Below are 19,511 nucleotides of genomic sequence, written 5' to 3'. Positions count from 1 at the left end.
GCGGTGCGGCGCGAAGTGCCGCTCCGCAGAGCCGGGACCCAGTCGGCGACACGATCCTCTGCGGTGAGATGGGCCCCGGCTCTGCGGCGCGCCGCTGAAGAAGCGCTGCGCCGCGTCCGGGGCATGAGAGCCTAATCCATCTCCCTGACCCTTCGCGCATACAATCTCCACAGCGGCTCGAGTTGCGTCGCCTCCGTCGCCGCGCGATAGGCCTCGCGCGCTTCGTCCTTCCGTCCCAACCGTCGCAACAGATCGGCGCGCACCGCAGGCAACAGCTCGTAGCCACGCAAGCCCCCGCGCGCGGCGATCGCATCGACGAGATCGAGCGCCCGCGCGGGCCCATCGACCATCGACACCGCGGCGGCATGGTTGAGTTCGATCACCGGCGACGGGTTGATCCGCAGCAGCACCTCGTAGAGCCCGGCGATCTGCGGCCAGTCGGTGTCTTCATAGCTTGGCGCGCGCGCATGCAACGCGGCGATCGCGGCCTGCACGACATAAGGCTGCGGGAGCCCGGGCACACCAAGCGCATCGTCCACGAGCCGCAGCCCCTCCTCGATCTGCGCGCGGCCCCACAGCGTGCGGTCCTGCTCCTCAAGCAGCACGATGTCGCCAGCCGCGGTCTCGCGGCCGGCGCGGCGCGCATCGTGCAGCAGCATCAACGCCAGCAGGCCCTTGATGCCGGCGCGATCCGGCATCAACTGGTCGAGCAGGCGGCCAAGCCTGATCGCTTCGGTCGCAAGATCGGGCCGCATCAGATCCGCGCCTTCGGTTGCGGCATAGCCTTCGGTGAAGACGAGATAGATCACGGCGAGCACGCCATCGAGCCGCGGCGCCAGCGCGTCGCGCTCGGGCACCTCATAGGGAATGCCGGCGAGCCTGATCTTCTGCTTGGCGCGGACGAGGCGCTGCGCCATGGCGTCCTCACTGATGAGGAAGGCGCGCGCGACCTGCGCGGACGAGAGCCCGCAGACGGTGCGCAGCGTCAGCGCGACCTGGACCTCGGGCGCAAACGCCGGATGGCAGCAGGTGAAGATCAGCCGCAACATGTCGTCGTCGAGCACCGCAGGCGACTCGTCGGAGCTCAGCGCGTTCAGCTCGATCTCGTGCACCAGCGCCTGCTGCTTGCCGCGAAAGACAGTTTGGCGGCGAACCCGATCGATCGCCTTGTTACGCGCGACATTGACCAGCCAGGCGCGCGGATTGTCCGGCAACTCGCACGACGGCCAGCGCTCCAGCGCGACCGCAAACGCATCCTGGAGCGCCTCCTCGGCGAGATCGAAATCGCCGACGAGGCGGATCAGCGTGGCCAGCGCCCGCCCCGCCTCGTCGCGAAAAATCTTGTCAATCTCGTCCGGGATCATGCGTCGATGCGCAGACTGGCGTCACTTGTCGTAGACCCAGATCGGCCGCACCTCGATCGATCCGATGCGCGCGCTCGGTATCCGCGCCGCGATCTCGATCGCCGCGTTGAGATCCTTGGCTTCGATCAGATAATAGCCGCCGAGTTGCTCGCGGGTCTCCGCAAACGGGCCATCGGTCGTCAGCACCTTGCCCTCGCGCACACGCACGGTCGTCGCCGTCGTGGTCGGCTGCAAGCGGTCGCCGGCCTTGAAGTTGCCGCTCTGGACGATACCCTGCGTGAAGGCCTGGTATTCGGCCAGCATCCTCTGGCTGGTCGCGGCGTCGTTCTTGGCGTACTCGACCTCGTTCTGGTAGATCATCAGCAGATACTGCATGGCTTAACTCCTGTTGTTCGGCTGTGTTGCCGACTTCCAGTCGAACGGGACATGCGCCAAACGACATCTTCAGAATAAATTATTCGCAGGCCGCGTGTGCAGCGATATCCGCTTGACGGAACTGTCACAAATGCTCCATGCGTAGCCGGTCAGTCGGCCGGACGGCCGCTCCGGCAGGTGCCGAAAGGCCGCCGGGGAGGAAAGTCCGGGCTCCCTTGACATACGGTGCCGGATAACGTCCGGCGGGGGCAACCCCAGGGAAAGTGCCACAGAGAACGAACCGCTCCCTCCTCGGAGGAAGTAAGGGTGAAAAGGTGCGGTAAGAGCGCACCGCGGATCCGGCAACGGAGCCGGCATGGTAAACCCCACCGGGAGCAAAACCGAATAGGGACGGCGTAGCGGGCTGTTCGCGAAAGCGATAACGCCGCGGGGCGATGTCAGGCCCGCCGTCCGGGTAGGTTGCTCGAGGGCATGTGCAAACATGGTCCCAGAGGAATGGCCGTCACGTATCGTTCGCGCAAGCGGACGGTGCCCTACAGAACCCGGCTTACAGGCCGGCTGATATTCTGAAGTGCTTTCGAGCGAAGTGGTTTTCCGGTTCGCGTCAAGAAAGCGCATCTTGCCAGAGTGACGAGGGGTTCGATGCTGACCGCATCGGGCCCCTCACCATTTTCATCGCTGTCATCCCGCGGCTTGCGAAGCGGGACGGCCACACCCTTTACTTTGCTGATTTGTCCGCGATGATACCCAATTTATGGATTTCCGGTGTTTTGGCGAACATGTCGCCTGCGGTGATCTTCTCCATCAACGCGGCGGCGACCTTTCCGTTGAGATGCGCGTCGCGTCCCGCTTCGTCGTCGAATGTATCGAATATTGCGAAAGAGGAAGGTCCTTCCTGAATCGCATACCATGAGATCGTTCCGGGTTCGGCGTTCACCAGAGGAACCGCCGACTTCAGGAACTCCGCGACCTCCTTCTCCTTGCCGGGCTTGGCTTCAAGCGGAACGTACAGCGCGAACTTTGTCATTCTGTCTCCTGTTCTGATCTTCGCTAGCGTCGCTACCAATCGGCTTCGTGCCATGACCCCTCAGCCAGCTAATTCCTCGCCCCTGAGGTCGATCCTTGAGGAACCCTGTTTATTATTTCCCCGTTGCGACAAATTGACTGATACAGCGCGCGAGGTGCGCGTTCGACTTGTTGCCAAGCTCTTGTCCCGTCTGAAAATCAGGATGAATGCTGCCCGCTGACCGCGGATAAGATGCAGATTGGATCGGGGCATTTGTCCACCAGCGCAGCGCCTGGGAATATCCCGCCGAAGAGAAAGCGGACTGAGGCATCTTGCTTTAGCTAGGCAACGATCTCGTTCAACACCTTCATCAACGCCTCCGGCGCCGTCACATTCGGCGCGTGGCTCGCATCGAGCTCGAAATATCGCCAGCCATCCTCGGTCTTCGCGCGCTGCGCAAACTGCCCGAACACGTCGCCCGGCGGAATGCGCGTGCAATAGATGTAGCTGCGCGGCATCGTCGGCTCGCCATGCACGAGCTTCAGCTTGGTCTCCAGGCATTTGATCGGCATGTTGACGCGCCGCTCATCGAGCCAGCGGAGATCGGCCTGTGGCGTATCCGCCGGCGGCGGGTTTGGCGGGACACGGTAGCCATCACCCGCGGCCGCCGCCTTGCGCATCGGCTCGCGGCCGGCCTCGTGCAGGTCGAACAGCGACTGGCCGTCGCGCGGCACAAAAGCGTCGAGGTAGATCAGTTGCGATACATATCCGCGCGCACGATCGGCGATGCCGGTTGCAACCATGCCGCCATAACTATGCCCAAGCAGCACGACATCGCGAAAGTCCTCGAACTTGATGACGTTGAGGATATCCTGGATATGCGTGTCGAGATCGACGCCGGGACTGGCGAGATGTTCACGCTCGCCGAGCCCGGTATAGGTCGGCGTCACCAGGCGGTGACCGGCTTGCGCCATCAGCGGATGCATCTTCTTCCAGGACCATCCGCCGGACCATGCGCCATGACAGAGCAGAAAAGTTTTCGAGCGTCCGGCCATCTACATTTTCCATCGTCGTGTCGGTATGATGGAGTGTAGTGGCCAGTCGCGCCAAGTAACCTCACGACTGCTTCAGGCGGCGCGCGAGTCCTTCACAAATACAGGAGCGAGCTCGCTGGCCTCACGCCGCAGCTTGGCCGGCTCGAAACCATGCATGCCGATCTGCCATTGCAGTCCGACGATGGCGCCCTTGGTCGGTTGCAGCAGCGCGAGCGCGGCAAACAACGTCACCGGCAGCCACACGGCGAGCTGCAGCCAGACCGGCGGCGCGTAGGCGGTCTCGATGGCGAGGGTCGCCGGCACGACGAGATGGCCGACCACGACCATCACCAGATAGGCCGGAAAATCGTCGGCGCGCTGATGAAACAGCTCCTCGCCACAATGATCGCAGGCGTCTGCCACCTTTAGGAAACGCCCGAACACATGCCCTTCGCCGCAGTTCGGGCACTTGCCGCGAAAACCGCGCCACATCGCCTTTGTCAGGGAAACCGAACCGGTCGTCATGACGACACCTCTTCCGTTTTGCTGATCCATACAATAATATCTTGCATCCATACATTCAAAGGATATGGGCCCAAATTGCATGGATTGGACTCCTACAATCTCGGAGCTGTCAGGGCCGCGCTACCAGCGCATCGTCGAGGCCATGGAGGCCGACATCGCCGCGGGCCGGCTGGTGCGCGGCCAGCAATTGCCGACGCAGCGCGCACTGGCGAAAGCGCTGGGCATCGACCTCACCACGGTGACTCGCGCCTATACCGAGGCGCGGCGCCGCGGCATTATGGAAGCGCGGGTCGGACAGGGCTCGTTCGTATCGGAGACCAGCGCGCGCCGCGCGATCGACCTGCCACATCCGGTCGCGATCGACCTCTCGATGAACGTGCCGCCGCATCCGCTGGAGGCGCAGCTCGACGAGCGCATCATCGCGGGGATGGAGGCGCTGCGCACGCGATCGGGGCTGACCGCATTCCTGAACTATCAGCCGCCGGGCGGCAGCGCGCATGAGTGCCAGGTCGCGGCGCGCTGGATGCGTGCACGCGTGCCGCACGCACATGCCGACAGGCTGGTGATCTTTCCCGGCGCGCAGACCATCCTGTTCGACCTGCTCGCATTCCTGGCGCGCCCTGGTGACGTTGTGCTGACCGAGGCTCTCACCTTCCCCGGCATCAAGGCGGCCGCGGCGCGGCTCGGCGTCAAGCTCGTCGGCGTCGCCATGGATGACGGCGGCTTGCTGCCCGATGCGCTGGCGAAGGCGTGCCGCGTCCACAAGCCGAAAGCGGTGTATCTGATCCCGACACTGCACAATCCGACCACGGCCACACTGTCCGCAGAGCGCCGCAGCGCCATCGCAAAGATCATTCGCGAGGCCGATACCGTTCTGATCGAGGACGACGCCTACGGGCTGCTCGATCGCTCGGCTTCGCCGATCGCGAACCTCATTCCCGAGCGGACCTATCTTGCGACCACGCTGTCAAAATGCCTCGCACCGGCCTTGCGCGTCGCCTATCTCGTCACGCCCGACAATGCCGCGCAACAAGAGATGCGCAGCACTTTGCAAGCCACCGTGCAGATGCCGGCACCGTTGATGGTCGCACTGGTGACGCACTGGATCGAGAGCGGCATCGCCGATCGCATCATCACCGCCATTCGCAACGAAGCCGTGGGCCGCCAGCAGCTCGCGCAACGCGCCTTGAAGGGATTTCAGTTTCTCGCCAGGCCGGCCGCGCATCATCTCTGGCTGCGGTTGCCGGAGGGCCGGTCCGATGTCGCGGCGCATCTCTTGCGCAACGGGCTTGCGATCGTCGCCGGCGATGCCTTCACCGTGGACGGCGTACCGCCGCATGCGGCCCGCGTCTCGCTGGGCGCGGCGCGGAACAGATCCGAATTGACGGAGGCGCTGCGCATCCTGGTCGGCGCGCTGCACAAGCCTGCCGACACGAGGCAGATCGTCTAGAGCATGATCCGGAAAACTGCGCAGCGGTTTTCCGACAAGATCATGCTCAAACGATGAGCCCTATTGCTGGTGGAGGTGGTGGCGGTGCCGCGGGCGAACCGCGGGCACAACAGCCGACGGATAGGCCGCATAGGCCTCGCCCGGTGCCACCGTCTCGCCACGGGCCGCGCGCCCCGCGGGCGTCAGCTGGCCACCATTGAGCACATCGCGATCGGGATGAGCGGCTTGATAGGCCGCGGGCTCGGAAAACTGCGCCTGCGCCAATGTCGGCGTCAGCGCGGCGGCCGACAGTAGCGCCGCCGCAGCGGCAACGTTCATGCGGATCAATGATCATGCTCCTTCATCGGATCAGGGACGGCGCGGCATGACGCCCCGCAAGCCCCAACATTGAAATACAGGCATCATCTAGGTGCATCTTCCGCGAACGCCCGCACCATCAGGATCACGCTTGCGTGCGGTTTTGAAATTGACCGCTCCCGCCGCATCTGTGCTATGCGCCAGACGACGCCAAACTGCGATCAACCATTCGGCATCGCCGCTCACGACAGGACATCATTGGTGGACATGCTCACCCCCGCGCTGCTGCTGCTCGGCGCCTTGGCCGGCGGCTTCGTCTCGGGCCTCGCCGGTTTCGGCACGGCGCTGATGGCGCTCGGGATCTGGCTCTACGTGCTGCCGCCCTCGCTCGCGGTGCCTCTGGTGCTGATCTGCTCGGTGATCGCGCAGACCTCGACGCTGCCGTCGATGTGGAAGAGCTTCGATCTCTCGCTGGTGTGGCCGTTCCTGATCGGCGGCCTCATCGGCGTGCCGCTCGGCACCATGATGGTCGCTTCCGCCGATCCAAAGGTGTTCAAGCTGAGCATCGGCGTGCTACTGCTGATCTTCTCCAGCGCGCTCTACCTGAACAAGCGTCCGCTCTCCGTGACATTCGGAGGCCGCATCGCCGATGGCGCGATCGGTTTTGCCGGCGGCATCCTGGGCGGCCTTGCGGGCCTGTCCGGGCCGCTGCCGATCCTGTGGGCCAACATTCGCGGCTGGAACAAGCACGAGCGGCGTGGCATCTTCCAGCTGTTCAATTTCACCGTGCTCGCAACTGCACTCGTGCTGCAGACCGCCTCGGGCCTCGTCGCCTTCGAGGTGGTCTGGCTCGCGGCGATCGCCTTCCCGGGCACGCTGATCGGCGCATGGGCCGGCGCGCGCGTCTATCACGCGCTGAACGACAAGCATTTTGGCGACGTCGTCCTCGGCCTGTTGTTCCTGTCGGGCTTGACGCTCGTTTGGAACACCATCGGCGCGTTCTAGCTGCGCGCCTTCTTCGCCGCGAGCGCCATGCCGCCGGCGACACCGACCCCGAGCACATAGATCCAGCCCGAGGTGAAATCGAACAAATGCGTGTTGAGGAGCGAGGACAGCATGTTCTGCGCCACGACCAATAGGCCGATCCAGCACGCGATCCCCTCACCGCGGAACATCGACAGATGCGCAAACCACAGCGCATAGAGCATGAAAACGCCGACGACGCCCCACTGCACGGCCACGCTGAGGGTCTGATTGTGCGGGTTGCTGACGATCTCGCCGCGCAAGGGCTCGGCTTCCGCATCACCAGCCGCGCTTGCGAACAGGCCGCGGATCGACCCGGTGCCATGGCCGACCAGCGGCGCATCGGCAATGAACCGCACTGACTTGCGCCAATATTCCAGGCGCGAGCCCATGCCGCTGACATCGCTGCCGACGATGCTGGTCTCGTAGTCGCCGCCGAACTTCGCGACGGTCGCGCGCAGATGCGGCGAGACGGTCCAGAGCGACACCGCCAGCAGGGCCATCGCGCCGGCGGCGATGAGCGCCCCACGCCAGTGCAAATGCAGCAGCGCAAACACCACCACCAGCACCGGTAATGTCACCAGCGCCGTGCGCGACACCACGACGAACATCATGTTGGCGAGAAAGCCGATCGCAAGCACGGCGAGCAGCGCGGCGCTGCGGACGCGGCGGTGGGGGAACAGCGCCACGACCGGATAGACCAGCGCAAGCGCGCAGAGCGCGAACTCCTGGCTCTGGTCGATATAGTTGCGCACGGCAATGCCGCTTTCGACCTTGTAGGGCCCGCGCGAGAAATAAAGCTTCAGCGAGGCATTGGGATCGATCGCCACGATGAAGGAGTACAGCATCAGCAGCGCGCAGGACACGAGGAACGCCGAGAACACCCAATTGCCGTAGGGCCAGCGCTCGAACTGGTAGATCAGCAGCGGGATTACCAGCAGCTTGGCCGCCGGCCCGATCGCATGGATCCGCTCCGGCCACGGCGCATCCGACCACAGCGTCCCGGCTGCGGCGAGGACCACCAGCGCGATCGGCAGCAGGCAGACCGGGCGCAGCAGCGATCGCGGAAATTCGCGGAGATCGACGAACGCAAAGGCGATCAGCCAGGGTACCAGCGCAAAGATCAGCCCGGTCGTCGTCCACGGCAGCAGCAGCGCGATCAGCGCGACGAAGCGGGCCGGCGTGCGATAGCGCGCCGCCCAGATCGCCGAGAGCATGGATGCCGGCCGCACCTCGTCAGTCACTCCGGTCATCAGCCCTTCTCAAGCCCACCATTCCCCGCGGGACGGCAAATTAGCCGGAGCCGCGGGGAATGAACAAGCATTACGCGGGTTCGCGGGCGAGGGGCGTGACCGGCTCGGGTCTCACCGGCTCCGCAGTGCTCGCCTCGGCAGTGCTCGTATCTACAGTACTCGTCTTGGGCACGCCAAGGCGCTTCCTGAACTCGCGGCGCAGCAGCCACAGGCTCAAGGCCGCCTGCAATGTGGTCGCCGCAATCGACAGATACCAGACATACTCCATGCGGAAGCCCGGCCGCGTCGAGAGCCAGATCGCCGGCAGCGAATAGGTGAACACGCGCGACGCCGAGCTCAGCAGCACCGGCCTGGTGTTGCCGAGGCCCTGGAACATGCTCGAGCAGGTGAAGATCAGGCCCTGCGCCACCATGTTGAACGAGATGATCTGCAGGAACAGATAGGCGATAGCCATCGTCTCCTGGTCGTTGGAGAATCCGGCGAGCAGGAATTCCGGCTTCAACTGCGCAAGCAGCAAGAAGCCGACCATCACGATGGTCACGATCAGCGCCGACTTGACGAAGGTCTCGCGCACCCGCGCGCCGTTGCCGGCGCCGACATTCTGGCCGGCGATCGGGCCGGCCGCCAGCGCCACCGCAAGTGCCGGCATGTGGATCAGGCCGAGCATGCGCTGCCCGATGCCGAATCCCGCCTGCGCCGCCGCGCCGAAATCGCGCAGCACGTAATAGACCACACCCATGAAGATGAACATCATCACGAACTCGCCGCCGGCCGGCAGGCCGACATTGAGGATGCGCATCAGATGGCGCGGCTGCGGGCGCCATTGCGCCGGATTGAACGCGACATAGCGCTCGACCTTGCGGAAATACACCAACAGCATGAAGGTGCCGATGGCGACCCCGATCGAGGTCGCCAGTCCCGCGCCGGCGACGCCGAGCGGATAGCCCGTGGCCCAGCCCGAGATCAGCACCGGCGCCAGCGCGATGTTGATGGCGACCGCGACGACCCGCACCAGCATGGCGGACCGTACGATGCCGGTCGCGCGCAGCGCGGATGCAATCACCTGCATGACGAATTCCAGCGCGAGCGCCGGCATGAGCCACAGCAGATAGATGGTTCCCGCCTCGATCGTGGCCTCATCCGCGGCGACCGAACGCATGTAGAGACGCGACAGCGCTGCCGTCAAAACGAGAGTCAGCAGGCCGAACAGCATCGACAACGCAACTGCCTGGTTGAAGACCAGATTGGCGTCCGCCCGATCCTTGCGTCCCACGGCGTGCGCAATCAGTGCCACTGCGCCGACGCCGAGCACCTGCAACAGCGCGTTGACGAGGAAGCCGGCATTGCCGGCCGCGGCGACACCCGCCACGGCGGCATCGCCGAGGCCCGACACGAAATACAGGTCGACCAGCTGGCAGACCATGATCGAGATCATGCCGGCCATGATCGGCGGCGTCATGACCAGGATATGTCTCACGATGGAGCCGTGCGTCAGGTCTTTCATGTCATTCCATTTCCGGCGACGTGACGGAAGGACCTTTGCCCCGCCGCCGCGCGCCTCATTCCGCTGCTGCGATGTGCCCGAGCTCCACCACCTGGCGCTCGAACAAGCCGCGATAGATTCCGCCGGGCTTGCCCGCGAGCATGGCATGCGTGCCTTGCTCGACGATCTCGCCGCGGTCGAACACCAGGATCCGGTCGAGACTGCGCACCGTCGACAGCCGGTGCGCGATCACGATCGAGGTGCGGCCCTTCATCAGCCGCTCCATGGCCTGCTGGATCAGCGCCTCCGATTCCGAATCGAGGCTCGACGTCGCCTCGTCCAGGATCAGCACCGGCGCATCGGCCAGGAAGGCGCGCGCCAGCGCCACGCGCTGCCGCTCGCCGCCCGAGAGTTTCACGCCACGCTCGCCGACCAGCGTGCCGTAGCCCTTCGGCAGGCGCAGGATGAAATCGTGCGCGTTCGCCAGCCGCGCCGCCTGCTCGATCGCCTCCAGGCTGGCGCCGGGCCGGCCATAGGCGATGTTCTCGGCGAGTGTCCGGTGGAACAGGATCGGCTCCTGCTGCACGATCGCGATCTGGCTGCGCAGCGATTGCTGCGTCGCCTTCGCGATATCCTGCCCGTCGATCAGCACGCGGCCGGCGGTGACGTCGTAGAGCCGCTGCACCAGCTTGACGAACGTCGTCTTGCCGGAGCCGGAACGGCCGACCAGGCCGACGCGTTCACCGGCGCGGATCGTCAGCGACAGCCCATCATAGAGCGGCGCGCGATGCCCGCCATAATGGAACGTGACGCCGTCGAACACGATCTCGCCGCCCTCGATCACGATCGGCCGCGCGCCGGCCACATCGGCAATGCCGATCGGCTCGTCATGGATGGCCACCAGTTCCTCCATGTCGTTGACCGAACGCTGGAGGTTGTTGATGTGCATGCCGACGTCGCGCAAGTAGGCGTGAATGACGTAGTAGCTCGTCAGCACGTAAGTGACGTCACCGGGCGAGGCATGCCCGTACATCCATAGCAGCACCGAGCCGCCGATCACCGAGCCGCGCAGGCACAGCAGCAGCGAGAGCTGCGCCATGGCGGTGTAGTTGTAGCGAAACCAGGTGCGACGCACGCGCGTGCGCCAGCGCTTGATGACGCGGCCAAGCCGCGCCTCCTCGCGCGTCTCGGCGCCGAAGGATTTCACCACGGCATTGCAGGTCAGCGCATCCGCCAGCGTGCCGCCGACCTTGGTGTCCCAGGCATTGGAGACGCGCGCGGCCGGCGCGATGTAGCGCGTGGAGAACAGCACCGTCATCGTGACATAGGCAGCCGCCCCAAGCGCGATCACCGCGCCGAGCGAAGCCCAGTGCACGCCGAGCAGGATCATTGAGCCGATCAGCACGACCAGCGAGGGCAGCAGCGCCAGCAGGATGGTGTCGTTGAGCAGGTCGAGCGCCCACATGCCGCGCGTGATCTTGCGCACGGTCGAGCCGGCAAAGGAGTTGGCGTGCCAGTCGGTCGAGAAGCGCTGCACGCGCAGGAAGGCGTCCTGCGCGACGTCGGACATGATCCTGAGCGTGAACGGCACGATCACCTGCAGGCCCGCGAGCCGCAGCACCATCGAGGCCGCTCCGAGCGCCACGATCGCGCCGAACGCGACCAGCGCTGCGTGGCGCGCGTCGGGATCGGACGGTCCGCGCGTCAGCGCATCGACCAGATGGCCGGAGAACACCGGCATGAACAGGTCGGCAGCGGTCGCGCCCATCAGGCCGGCGACGACGGCGAGCGTCCGCCCCGGCTGCTTCAGCCAGTGCCGGAACACGAAGGGCAGCACCACGCGGATCGCCGCGGGCTTGTTTGACAGAGCGGTCATGGCGTCATCCGGCCGCTTCTCGGGCGGGCCGGCTCCATCGATGGACGCGAGCCGGCCGCAAGAGCCGGGACGGCGTCACTCAGGACGGATGTTCACTTGGGAGGCGGAGAGATCGGGACACAAAACCCGATCGAAGCTGGCGGAAAGGACCTCTCAGGAGGTCTTGTACGTACCGAGCCAGAACATCATCGAGCACGGGCGCACGATCTGCGAATGCGACGAAATCATGCAAATCTCTCCCCGGTTCGAATGAATGAGGTGCGCTTTATAGATGTGCCGTTCGCCGTTTGCAACGGGGCTTCCGCGAGATCACGGACGAGTGTTGCATTTTGGTGCGGATGCTGCTGTCGCGCAACGCCGCCGCCTTAACACTCCGCTGTCATCCTCCGCGAAAGCGGGGGATCCAGTACGCCGCGGCGGATGTGGTGAGAGCGAGCTCTCCAACGCCGGCCTCTGGAATACTGGATCGCCCGCCTTCGCGGACGATGACACCAACCTTGTGGCCAGCTAGTGCGCGTCGCCGCCGCCCGCCAACGAGGCCGGCTTGTTCAGCAGCGTCACCAGCAGGCTGAGGCCGAGATAGAACACCGTCAGCACGAAAAAGGCATCGCCGAAGCTCATCACCGTGGCCTGGCGATGCACGATCTGGCTGAGCTGCTTCATCGCCATCAACGTGGAATCGCCGAGGCCCTGAAATTTCTGCTGGAGCATGGCCAGGGTCTCGGTGGCGGTGGCGTTGCCCCAGGTCACGCGCTCCTGCAGACGCGTGATATGCAGATCCGTGCGGTCGTTGAGCACGGTGTTGATGACGGCAAGGCCGACGGCGCCGCCGAGATTGCGCATCAGGTTGAACAGGCCGGATGCGTTCTTCACCCTATCAGGCGCCAGCGTGCCGAGCGCGATGTTGTTGGTCGGCACCATCGCGAACATCATGCCGATGCCGCGCAGGATCTGCGGTACCAAGAGCTCGTAGAAATCGTAGTCGCGGGTGATCCAGGTCATCTGGTAGGAGCCGATCGCGAACACGATCAGGCCGAACGCGATCATGTAGCGCATGTCGAGCTTGACCATGAGCCGGCCGACCAAGGGCGCCACCAGGAACATGGTGATGCCCGAGACGAACATGGTCTCGCCGATCATCAACGCGCTGTAGCCGCGCACCTCGGCAAGGTAGCGCGGATAGATGTAGGTCAGACCGTAGAGGCCGATGCCGATGCAGAACTGCAGCAGGCAGCCGATCGCGAAATTGCGGTTGGAGAAGGTGCGCAAATTGACGATCGGCTCGGCCGCCGTGAACACGCGCCAGAAGAAGGCGATCGCCGAGATCGCGCAGATCCAGGCGCAGATCGCGACCGACGTGTCCTGCATCCATTCATATTGCGGACCCTCCTCCAGCACGTATTCGAGCGTGCCGAGAAAGCCGGCCATGAACAACAGGCCCCACCAGTCGAAGCGGTCGAGCAGTTCGAAATGCGGCTCGTCGAAATCGACCAGCGCGATCACTCCGAGCGTGATAGCGATGCCCGGCACGACGTTGATGAAGAACAGCCAGTTCCACGACATCAGATCGGTGATGTAGCCGCCGACGGTCGGGCCGATGGTCGGGGCCAGCGTCGCAACGAGACCGATGATGGGACCGACGATGTGGAATTTGGAGCGCGGGAAGACCGTATAGGCCGAGGCGAACACCGTCGGGATCATGCCGGCGCCGAGAAAACCTTGCAGCGCGCGCCAGAGGATCATCTCCTCGATGGTGGTGGCGAAGCCGCACAGCAGGCTCGACACGGTGAAGCCGGCCGCCGAGATCGCGAACAGCAGCCGCGTGCCGAGGGCACGCGACAGGAATCCCGAGAGCGGAATCGCGATCACTTCGGCGATCAGATAGGCGGTCTGGACCCAGGAGACCTCGCTCGAACTCGCCGAAAGGCCGGCCTGGATTTCGCTCAAGGACGCCGAGACGATCTGGATGTCCAGGATCGACATGAACATCCCGAACACCATGATGATGAAGGCGAACAGCCGCTTCGGCGCGATGCGCTCTTGAGCAGGGTTCGCCATCATGGCGGGGGAAGCGGTGGTGGCGTTGGCCATGGCCCGACCTCGCAGCGCTTGTATTTGGTTACTGCGGGTGAATCGCGGTGGGATCGTCGAGATCGACCTCGCTGTCGGCGTCGGCGGCGCCCTTGTTGGTGTCGACGGTCGCATAGACCGACATGCCGGCGCGGAGCAGGTTCTGCTTCGCCACCGATTTCGGCACGCGGATGCGGACCGGCACGCGCTGCACGATCTTGGTGAAGTTGCCGGTGGCGTTGTCGGGCGGCAGCAGCGTGAACACCGAGCCGGAGCCTGCCGCAATGCTGTCGACGACGCCGTTGAACTTGCGCATGCCATAGGCATCGACCTTGATCGTCACCGGCTGGCCGGGACGGATGCGCTTGAGCTGCGTTTCCTTGAAATTGGCGTCGATATAGACCTCGTCGAGCGGCACGACGTTGCCGAGGCGCTGGCCGACCGCGATGAAATCGCCGGCATTGACGAGGCGGTTCGAGAACGTGCCGTCGACCGGCGCGCGCACCGCGGTGAAGGCGAGATCGCGCTCGGCCTTGGCGAGCGTGGTCTTGAGCTCGGCGAGCTGGGCCTGCGCTTCGGCCTGCTGCGCCCTGGTGACGTCGACATTGCTGACCGCGACGTCGTAGGCGGCCTGCGCGGCCTTGACCGCGGCGGCGCCCTGGTCGCGTCCGGCTTCCGAGCTTTCGAAGGTGGCGCGCGAGGCAAAGCCCTTGCTGCTCAGCGCCTGCTGGCGCTCATAGTCGAGGTCGGCGCGCTTGAGGCCGGCTTCGGCCGAGACGAGCTGCGCCTTGGCCTGCGCGACCTGGCTCTCGAGCGCGGCAATCTGGCGGCCGATGCGGTCGATGCTGGCCTGCTGGGTCGCGATGCGGGTCGCGGCGGCATCGACGGCAATCTTGTAGTCGCCGTCGTCGATGCGGAAGATGACGTCGCCGGCTTTCACCGTCGTGTTGTCGCCGGCCAGGACCGAGGAGATGTGGCCGGCCACGCGCGCGCCCAGCATGGTGTTGTTGGCGCGGACATAGGCGTCGTCGGTCGAGATGTAGAAGCGGCCGACCAGCGTGTAATAGCCGGCATAGCTCGCGGCCGCGAGCGCCAGCACGAGGCCGATCCCCATCATGACGAATTTGCGCTTGCCGGATTTTGGCGCGGCAGCGGCGGGTGCGGTCGGGGCCGGCTTGTCGGTCACGGGCTTCTCCGGCGCATCGCCGGTGCGGCGCTTGGTTTCCTCGGCCACATGAGAGCGCAACTGCTCGCCGATGGCGGTGGGCGTCCCGGCCGCAGCGTCACCGCTCGCCGAATTCGTCTCCACTGCTTCCTGGCGAAGGACGCGCGCAGCCTGGTCTCTCGATACGGCCATAAAGGCCTCCCCAAAAAAAGCACGATCAAGGACGGCCGAGCTCCGGCCCGCCCTTCTCGTTGATCCCAAATATCATTGACCGAACGGTTCGGTCAATATACATAATATTCCCGGGCATAACCCTACTGGCCCGAATCCTTTATTTGCGTTTCTTAGGTTGGCCCCCTGTCCAGAAACCTTCCGAGACCCTGAACCAATGGTTGTAGCTGCCGGCGAACATCTGCACGTCATCCAGGAGGAGGACAGCTCCAAGCGCCGCCAGATCCTGGACGGTGCCCGTAAGGTGTTCATGGATCTGGGTTTTGACGGCGCCAGCATGGGCGAGATCGCCCGGGCGGCGCAGGTCTCCAAGGGCACGCTCTACGTCTACTTCGCCGACAAAAGCGCCCTGTTCGAAGCCATCCTGGAACAGGAGGCGCTTCAGCACGGCCAGGTCGTGTTCAATTTCGATCCCGCCCGCGACGTCGAGACCACGCTGAACGAGTTCGGCCAGGCCTACATCCATCTGCTGTGCCGGCCGGGAGGCGGTTCGGCGATCCGCACCGTGATGGCGATCGCCGAACGCATGCCCGATGTCGGCCGCCGCTATTATGCGCGGGTGCTGGACAAGACCATCAACCGCCTCTCCGAGTATCTCAAAGCCCATGTCGGCTCCGGCGATCTCACGATCGACGATTGCGACCTTGCGGCCTCGCAGTTCATGGAACTGTGCAAGGCCTCGCTGTTCCTGCCCTTTGTGTTCCAGGCCGCGCCGACGCCGTCGGAACAGCGCATGACCGAGGTGGTCGACAGTGCGACGCGGATGTTTCTGGCGGCGTACCGGGCGAAGTGACGGCGACGCGTTGCGGATGCCGGCCTGACCGCATTATGTTCGGGCCATGTCCCGTGACCTCCGCCCGCCCGTCGATATCCTCCATTATGAGATCGTCCAGGAACAAGCCTCCGCGCTTGGACGGATGGGCCGCACCCTCGAGCAGGCGCTGACGCGCTTGCGCGAGTTCGACGCCGCGAACGCAGAGACGCCGTCATCGATGCAGCCGGCGCGGCGCAAGCTGGTAATGGAAGCCGGCCATGCGCTGTGGATGTTCGTGGTGCAGCGTGAGGCAACCGGCCTCCGCGACAGCCGCCACATCATGCGCACCTACAATGTCCCGGCTGAGGTGCAGCGCTGCATGGGGTTGTCTCCCGCCCCGTCGAAGCCTGTCGCGAAATAATGCCGCAAGGCTACGTTCCCATCTCTTCCAGTCTTCGCCAGCCGTGCAGGATCTGGCGCGTCTCGCGCGTGAAGGCAAAGACGTGACCGCCGCCGGCGGGCTGGTCGTGACGGCGATCGATCGGATGGCCGGCGACGCGGCAGAACAGCAGCGTGCCGACGGCGCCGTGGCCGACGAACAGAACATCGCCGGGACGATTGCGGGATAGCACGGCCTCGGCCTCGCGCACGATGCGCGCTTGTGCATCCGCCGCGCGCTCCCAGCCGCGGACGCTGATATCAGGCTGCGCGAAAAACTGATCGGCGACCTGTTCGAATTCCGTCGGCTTCAGGAAGCCGGTCGCCGAGCGGTCGTTCTCATGCATCGCCTCGCGGATCTCGATCATGATTCCGGGCGGGCGAGCGATGATCTCGGCGGTCTCGATCGCCTTGCGTTCGCCGCTGGAGATGATTTGCGTCGTGCCGGCGAGCCAGCCCGCACGCGCCACAGCCTCGGTGCGCGCGCGACCGACCGGGCTGAGGCCCCATTGCGGCACCGGCACGGCGGGATCGATTTGCACCTGCGGGTGGGTAAGATAGCGGACGATGTCGGTGGGCATCTCAATCGTCGGCGTAATCGTCTTCATCCTGCTTGCGCGTCGTGCTCTTGCGCGTACCGAGCGAGCCCGTGACATAGGGATCGCGCCGGCCGGCATAGGGGTTGCGCTGCTGGGCGCGACCCGCGACTTCTTCGCCGGAGACGGCGGCGGGCTGGCAGATCAGGCGGCGGCTGGCGCGGCGCATCAAATCCACGTGGATGTGATCGTAGTGGTAGACGTTGGAGCCCGGCGCCAGCACCGTGGTGAAATGCGCGCAGGCGCCCGACTGCACGTCGCGCAGGAAGCCCTGCTCTTCCGGCATGCCGCGCCAGCCGTCCTTCACGGTGACACGCCGGCCGTCGGCGAGCACGAAAGCGGCGATGTCGAGCGCATTGCCGAAAGCATGCTCGGAGATGTGGGCATGCGGATTGCCGTTCATGCCGCGGCAGGAATAGGCAGAGATCTGCTTGATCTCGACGACGCGGGCACCGAACCAGCGCATCGCCGACGGCTGCACGGTGTCGGCGAGCCAGCGATCGAGCTCGGACACGATCGGACAGGCCAGCGTCGCGGTCGGCTTGATCGCGACCGGACCGACGGTGGTCACAGGATTGCCCTGTGCGGGACCGAGGCGCGGCAGCGGCTGTTGCGCGGGAGCTTGCGAATAAGGTGCGGCCGATCGCGCCGGATAGCTCGGCGCATTCATGTAGCGCGCGGCGCCGGCCGCATCAGTGCCCTCGGGCGGCAGGTCGATCTCGTCTTCCTGCGGCGCCACGCCGGGCGCGTTCAGCGACATCGGTCCAGACTGCGCGCCATAGCCCGAGGGCTGGCGCACTGCGCTTTCGGGATAGTTCGAGCGCTGCGGATAGGACGATGCCGGATAACTCTGGCCCTGCGGATAATTCGACTGCGGCTGCACCGGCCAGCGCGGCTGGTTGCCGACGCTCCCCGGCGGACGCAACTCCTCATCGGCAAAGCCGTAGCTGCCCAAGGCCTCGCCGATGGCGGCAACCTTCAGCGGATATTCGGCGCCGCACATGCCGGGGCCCGAGATCGGATCGATGCGGACGAGATCCGGTCCCTCCTTCACCGCGCCCGATTTCAGGCATGCGGCTTCGGCCTCGGCCCGCCACGGTTCACGTTCGGCCTGGAATAAGCCGCGTCCGCAACCCGCAAGCGAAACAAGGACGATGGAGCCGACGAGATACAAACGAACTCCGCGCGTCATGCACGCAGGTTCGATGAATTTACTTAAAGACTCTTCAACACGTTGATTTCAGTGTTCTTTAACCATACCGGCCATGCCACGCCGGTTGCCGCCGAAGACGAGCGACAGCAAGTCTGACTTTTTCCAGAGCGCACTTTCTGTTAACCACGATCCTGCGCGAAGAGCAGCGCGCATGGAGGGAGCCACCTCATGACGTTCACCGGGAGACTGAGCGTCATCACCGCGTACCTCGCCATGGCCTTCGTCGGCGCCATCGTGCTCGGCATGATCTAGCGACTTTGACACCACCTCAATTGAAGGTCTCGTAGGGTGGGCAAAGCGAAGCGTGCCCACGCAAATTTTGTGATCGAGAGAGATGGTGGGCACGGCGCAAGTGCGCCTTTGCCCACCCTACGATTCTTTGCTTGTGAAGGAAAGAAGCATCACGATCTTGCGCCCCACTGCCGCGACGTCGTGATCACCGGCTCGCGCCGCTCCTCGACCCGCGTCCAGTCATTGCCGGAGCACCAGAAGCGGCCGAGCGCACAGGCTTCGACATAGAGCTTTCCAGAACTCTTCAGCGTCATGGTCCCATAATAGGTATTGCCGCTGGAGCGGCTGTAGATGCTGCCGGCCCAGGCGTCGTGCGCTTTCGGCTTCATGTTGACGAGCACGCTCTCGCCGCGGCTCGATGTTTCGGTCAGGACGTAGCCACATAGCGCAGGGCCACAACGTTCGATGCGGACCACGCCCTTGGCGCCATCGCTCTCCCATTGTCCGAGCGGCAGATAGGCAGGCTCGTCGTCACTGGTCTTCGCGCCGGTCCTGGCCGGCATGAACCTGAGGTCCGCAGGCGGCGGCTCCGCCTGCGGCGGGTCGGGTGTCATTGCAATCGTCTTCGGCGGCTCCAGCCGTGACAGTTCGACCCGCGGCGGATTCGGGCTCGGCACATCGACCTTTGGCGCGGGCGGCGGCACGACGGGCTGTGACGTCGTGGCGGCAAGGACGGGAGCCGGCGGCACCGGCGGCGGAGCGACGACCGTCGCTTGCACAGGCCTCACCGGGGCAACCGCATAGACCGGCGGCGGCGCCTGAACCACCGGTGCGGGCGCAGGCAGCGGCGCGGTGGCGACATCGTCCGTCGTCCGCAAGCTGCGCTCAGATATCGAAACACAGGAAGTGGAGCGGCAATTCCTGGGCGCCTCGATACGGAAGCGATGACCGCCGATCGAGAAGGAGTAGGAACCGGCCTGCGCCGTCGTCGCCGTTACCGTCAGTGCGATCACGATGCCAAGCGAAGTCACAAGCCGCGTCATCGGCGTCTCCCCCTCTGTGCCGCGACGAGATTGCGCAGATGAAACCGCGGCTGAATGTGCGCTGCCTCACTCAAGAACTCTCTT

19 protein-coding genes and 1 other RNA gene are annotated in these 19,511 nt (G+C 64.9%); 5 read left to right on the top strand and 15 right to left on the bottom strand.

Annotated elements, in window-relative coordinates; genetic code table 11:
- Positions 1-131: 131 nt before the first annotated feature.
- On the bottom strand, positions 132-1,364 hold the full coding sequence (locus HYH08_RS12990; protein WP_220010198.1) for an RNA polymerase sigma factor: 1,233 nt from the start codon (positions 1,362-1,364) through the stop codon (positions 132-134).
- Positions 1,365-1,385: 21 nt separating this feature from the next.
- A complete protein-coding gene (locus tag HYH08_RS12985) occupies positions 1,386-1,739 on the bottom strand; it encodes a YciI family protein (protein WP_220010197.1) in 354 nt (117 codons plus the stop codon).
- Between the two features lie 149 nt (positions 1,740-1,888).
- Between HYH08_RS12985 and rnpB the strand changes: the two genes are divergently transcribed.
- An RNA gene (gene rnpB, locus HYH08_RS12980) (RNase P RNA component class A) lies at positions 1,889-2,305 on the top strand.
- 152 nt (positions 2,306-2,457) lie between these two features.
- On the opposite strand, the gene HYH08_RS12975 is transcribed toward rnpB, so the two are convergent.
- The 3 genes from HYH08_RS12975 to HYH08_RS12965 form a co-directional block, all read right to left on the bottom strand.
- Positions 2,458-2,766 (bottom strand): putative quinol monooxygenase, encoded by a 309-nt coding sequence (locus HYH08_RS12975; RefSeq protein ID WP_220010196.1) that lies wholly within the window; start codon positions 2,764-2,766, stop codon positions 2,458-2,460.
- A gap of 320 nt (positions 2,767-3,086) precedes the next feature.
- Positions 3,087-3,800, bottom strand: a complete 714-nt coding sequence (locus HYH08_RS12970; protein WP_220010195.1) for an alpha/beta fold hydrolase — start codon at positions 3,798-3,800, stop codon at positions 3,087-3,089.
- Between the two features lie 72 nt (positions 3,801-3,872).
- Positions 3,873-4,334: a DUF983 domain-containing protein gene (locus HYH08_RS12965; protein WP_220010194.1), complete on the bottom strand. Its 462-nt coding sequence runs from the start codon at positions 4,332-4,334 to the stop codon at positions 3,873-3,875.
- 49 nt (positions 4,335-4,383) lie between these two features.
- Between HYH08_RS12965 and HYH08_RS12960 the strand changes: the two genes are divergently transcribed.
- Positions 4,384-5,754: an aminotransferase-like domain-containing protein gene (locus HYH08_RS12960; RefSeq protein ID WP_220010193.1), complete on the top strand. Its 1,371-nt coding sequence runs from the start codon at positions 4,384-4,386 to the stop codon at positions 5,752-5,754.
- Positions 5,755-5,814: 60 nt separating this feature from the next.
- Here HYH08_RS12960 and HYH08_RS12955 read toward each other — a convergent pair whose 3' ends face one another.
- Positions 5,815-6,072 carry a hypothetical protein gene (locus HYH08_RS12955; RefSeq protein ID WP_220010192.1) on the bottom strand — a complete coding sequence of 86 codons (258 nt, stop codon included), beginning with the start codon at positions 6,070-6,072 and terminating at the stop codon, positions 5,815-5,817.
- A 240-nt stretch (positions 6,073-6,312) separates the two neighbouring features.
- Here HYH08_RS12955 and HYH08_RS12950 point away from each other — a divergent pair, with 240 nt between their 5' ends.
- Positions 6,313-7,056: a sulfite exporter TauE/SafE family protein gene (locus HYH08_RS12950; RefSeq protein WP_220010191.1), complete on the top strand. Its 744-nt coding sequence runs from the start codon at positions 6,313-6,315 to the stop codon at positions 7,054-7,056.
- Here HYH08_RS12950 and HYH08_RS12945 read toward each other — a convergent pair.
- From HYH08_RS12945 to HYH08_RS12925, 5 genes are all read right to left on the bottom strand, one after another.
- Positions 7,053-8,327 (bottom strand): O-antigen ligase family protein, encoded by a 1,275-nt coding sequence (locus tag HYH08_RS12945; protein ID WP_220010190.1) that lies wholly within the window; start codon positions 8,325-8,327, stop codon positions 7,053-7,055. The two genes, HYH08_RS12950 and HYH08_RS12945, sit on opposite strands and share 4 nt — an antisense overlap.
- Positions 8,328-8,397: 70 nt before the next feature.
- Positions 8,398-9,831, bottom strand: coding sequence for an MATE family efflux transporter (locus HYH08_RS12940; RefSeq protein ID WP_220010189.1), 1,434 nt, complete (start codon positions 9,829-9,831; stop codon positions 8,398-8,400).
- Between the two features lie 55 nt (positions 9,832-9,886).
- Entirely contained in the window at positions 9,887-11,686 is a 1,800-nt protein-coding gene (locus HYH08_RS12935; RefSeq protein ID WP_220010188.1) for an ABC transporter ATP-binding protein, read from the bottom strand.
- Positions 11,687-12,193: 507 nt separating this feature from the next.
- Positions 12,194-13,777: a DHA2 family efflux MFS transporter permease subunit gene (locus tag HYH08_RS12930; protein WP_220010187.1), complete on the bottom strand. Its 1,584-nt coding sequence runs from the start codon at positions 13,775-13,777 to the stop codon at positions 12,194-12,196.
- Positions 13,778-13,805: 28 nt separating this feature from the next.
- A complete protein-coding gene (locus HYH08_RS12925; RefSeq protein ID WP_220010186.1) occupies positions 13,806-15,113 on the bottom strand; it encodes an HlyD family secretion protein in 1,308 nt (435 codons plus the stop codon).
- Positions 15,114-15,309: 196 nt separating this feature from the next.
- On the opposite strand from HYH08_RS12925, the gene HYH08_RS12920 reads away from it, so the two are divergent.
- On the top strand, positions 15,310-15,945 hold the full coding sequence (locus HYH08_RS12920; protein WP_220010185.1) for a TetR/AcrR family transcriptional regulator: 636 nt from the start codon (positions 15,310-15,312) through the stop codon (positions 15,943-15,945).
- Between the two features lie 46 nt (positions 15,946-15,991).
- Positions 15,992-16,327 (top strand): DUF6665 family protein, encoded by a 336-nt coding sequence (locus HYH08_RS12915; RefSeq protein WP_220010184.1) that lies wholly within the window; start codon positions 15,992-15,994, stop codon positions 16,325-16,327.
- 10 nt (positions 16,328-16,337) lie between these two features.
- Here HYH08_RS12915 and HYH08_RS12910 read toward each other — a convergent pair whose 3' ends face one another.
- From HYH08_RS12910 to HYH08_RS12895, 4 genes are read right to left on the bottom strand one after another with little or no spacing between them, the layout of a single operon-like run.
- A complete protein-coding gene (locus HYH08_RS12910; protein WP_220010183.1) occupies positions 16,338-16,925 on the bottom strand; it encodes a histidine phosphatase family protein in 588 nt (195 codons plus the stop codon).
- Between the two features lies 1 nt (position 16,926).
- Positions 16,927-18,132, bottom strand: a complete 1,206-nt coding sequence (locus HYH08_RS12905) for an extensin-like domain-containing protein (RefSeq protein ID WP_220010182.1) — start codon at positions 18,130-18,132, stop codon at positions 16,927-16,929.
- A gap of 48 nt (positions 18,133-18,180) precedes the next feature.
- The gene (locus HYH08_RS12900; RefSeq protein ID WP_220010181.1) at positions 18,181-18,498 is read right to left on the bottom strand and encodes a hypothetical protein; all 318 of its coding nucleotides are present in this window, start codon (positions 18,496-18,498) and stop codon (positions 18,181-18,183) included.
- A gap of 56 nt (positions 18,499-18,554) precedes the next feature.
- Positions 18,555-19,427: a DUF2147 domain-containing protein gene (locus HYH08_RS12895; RefSeq protein ID WP_220010180.1), complete on the bottom strand. Its 873-nt coding sequence runs from the start codon at positions 19,425-19,427 to the stop codon at positions 18,555-18,557.
- Positions 19,428-19,511: the final 84 nt, after the last annotated feature.

The organism is Bradyrhizobium sp. BR 10289 (genome assembly GCF_019455385.1).
In the GTDB taxonomy this organism is placed as follows: domain Bacteria; phylum Pseudomonadota; class Alphaproteobacteria; order Rhizobiales; family Xanthobacteraceae; genus Bradyrhizobium.
This window is presented reverse-complemented; position numbering and strand designations above follow the sequence as displayed.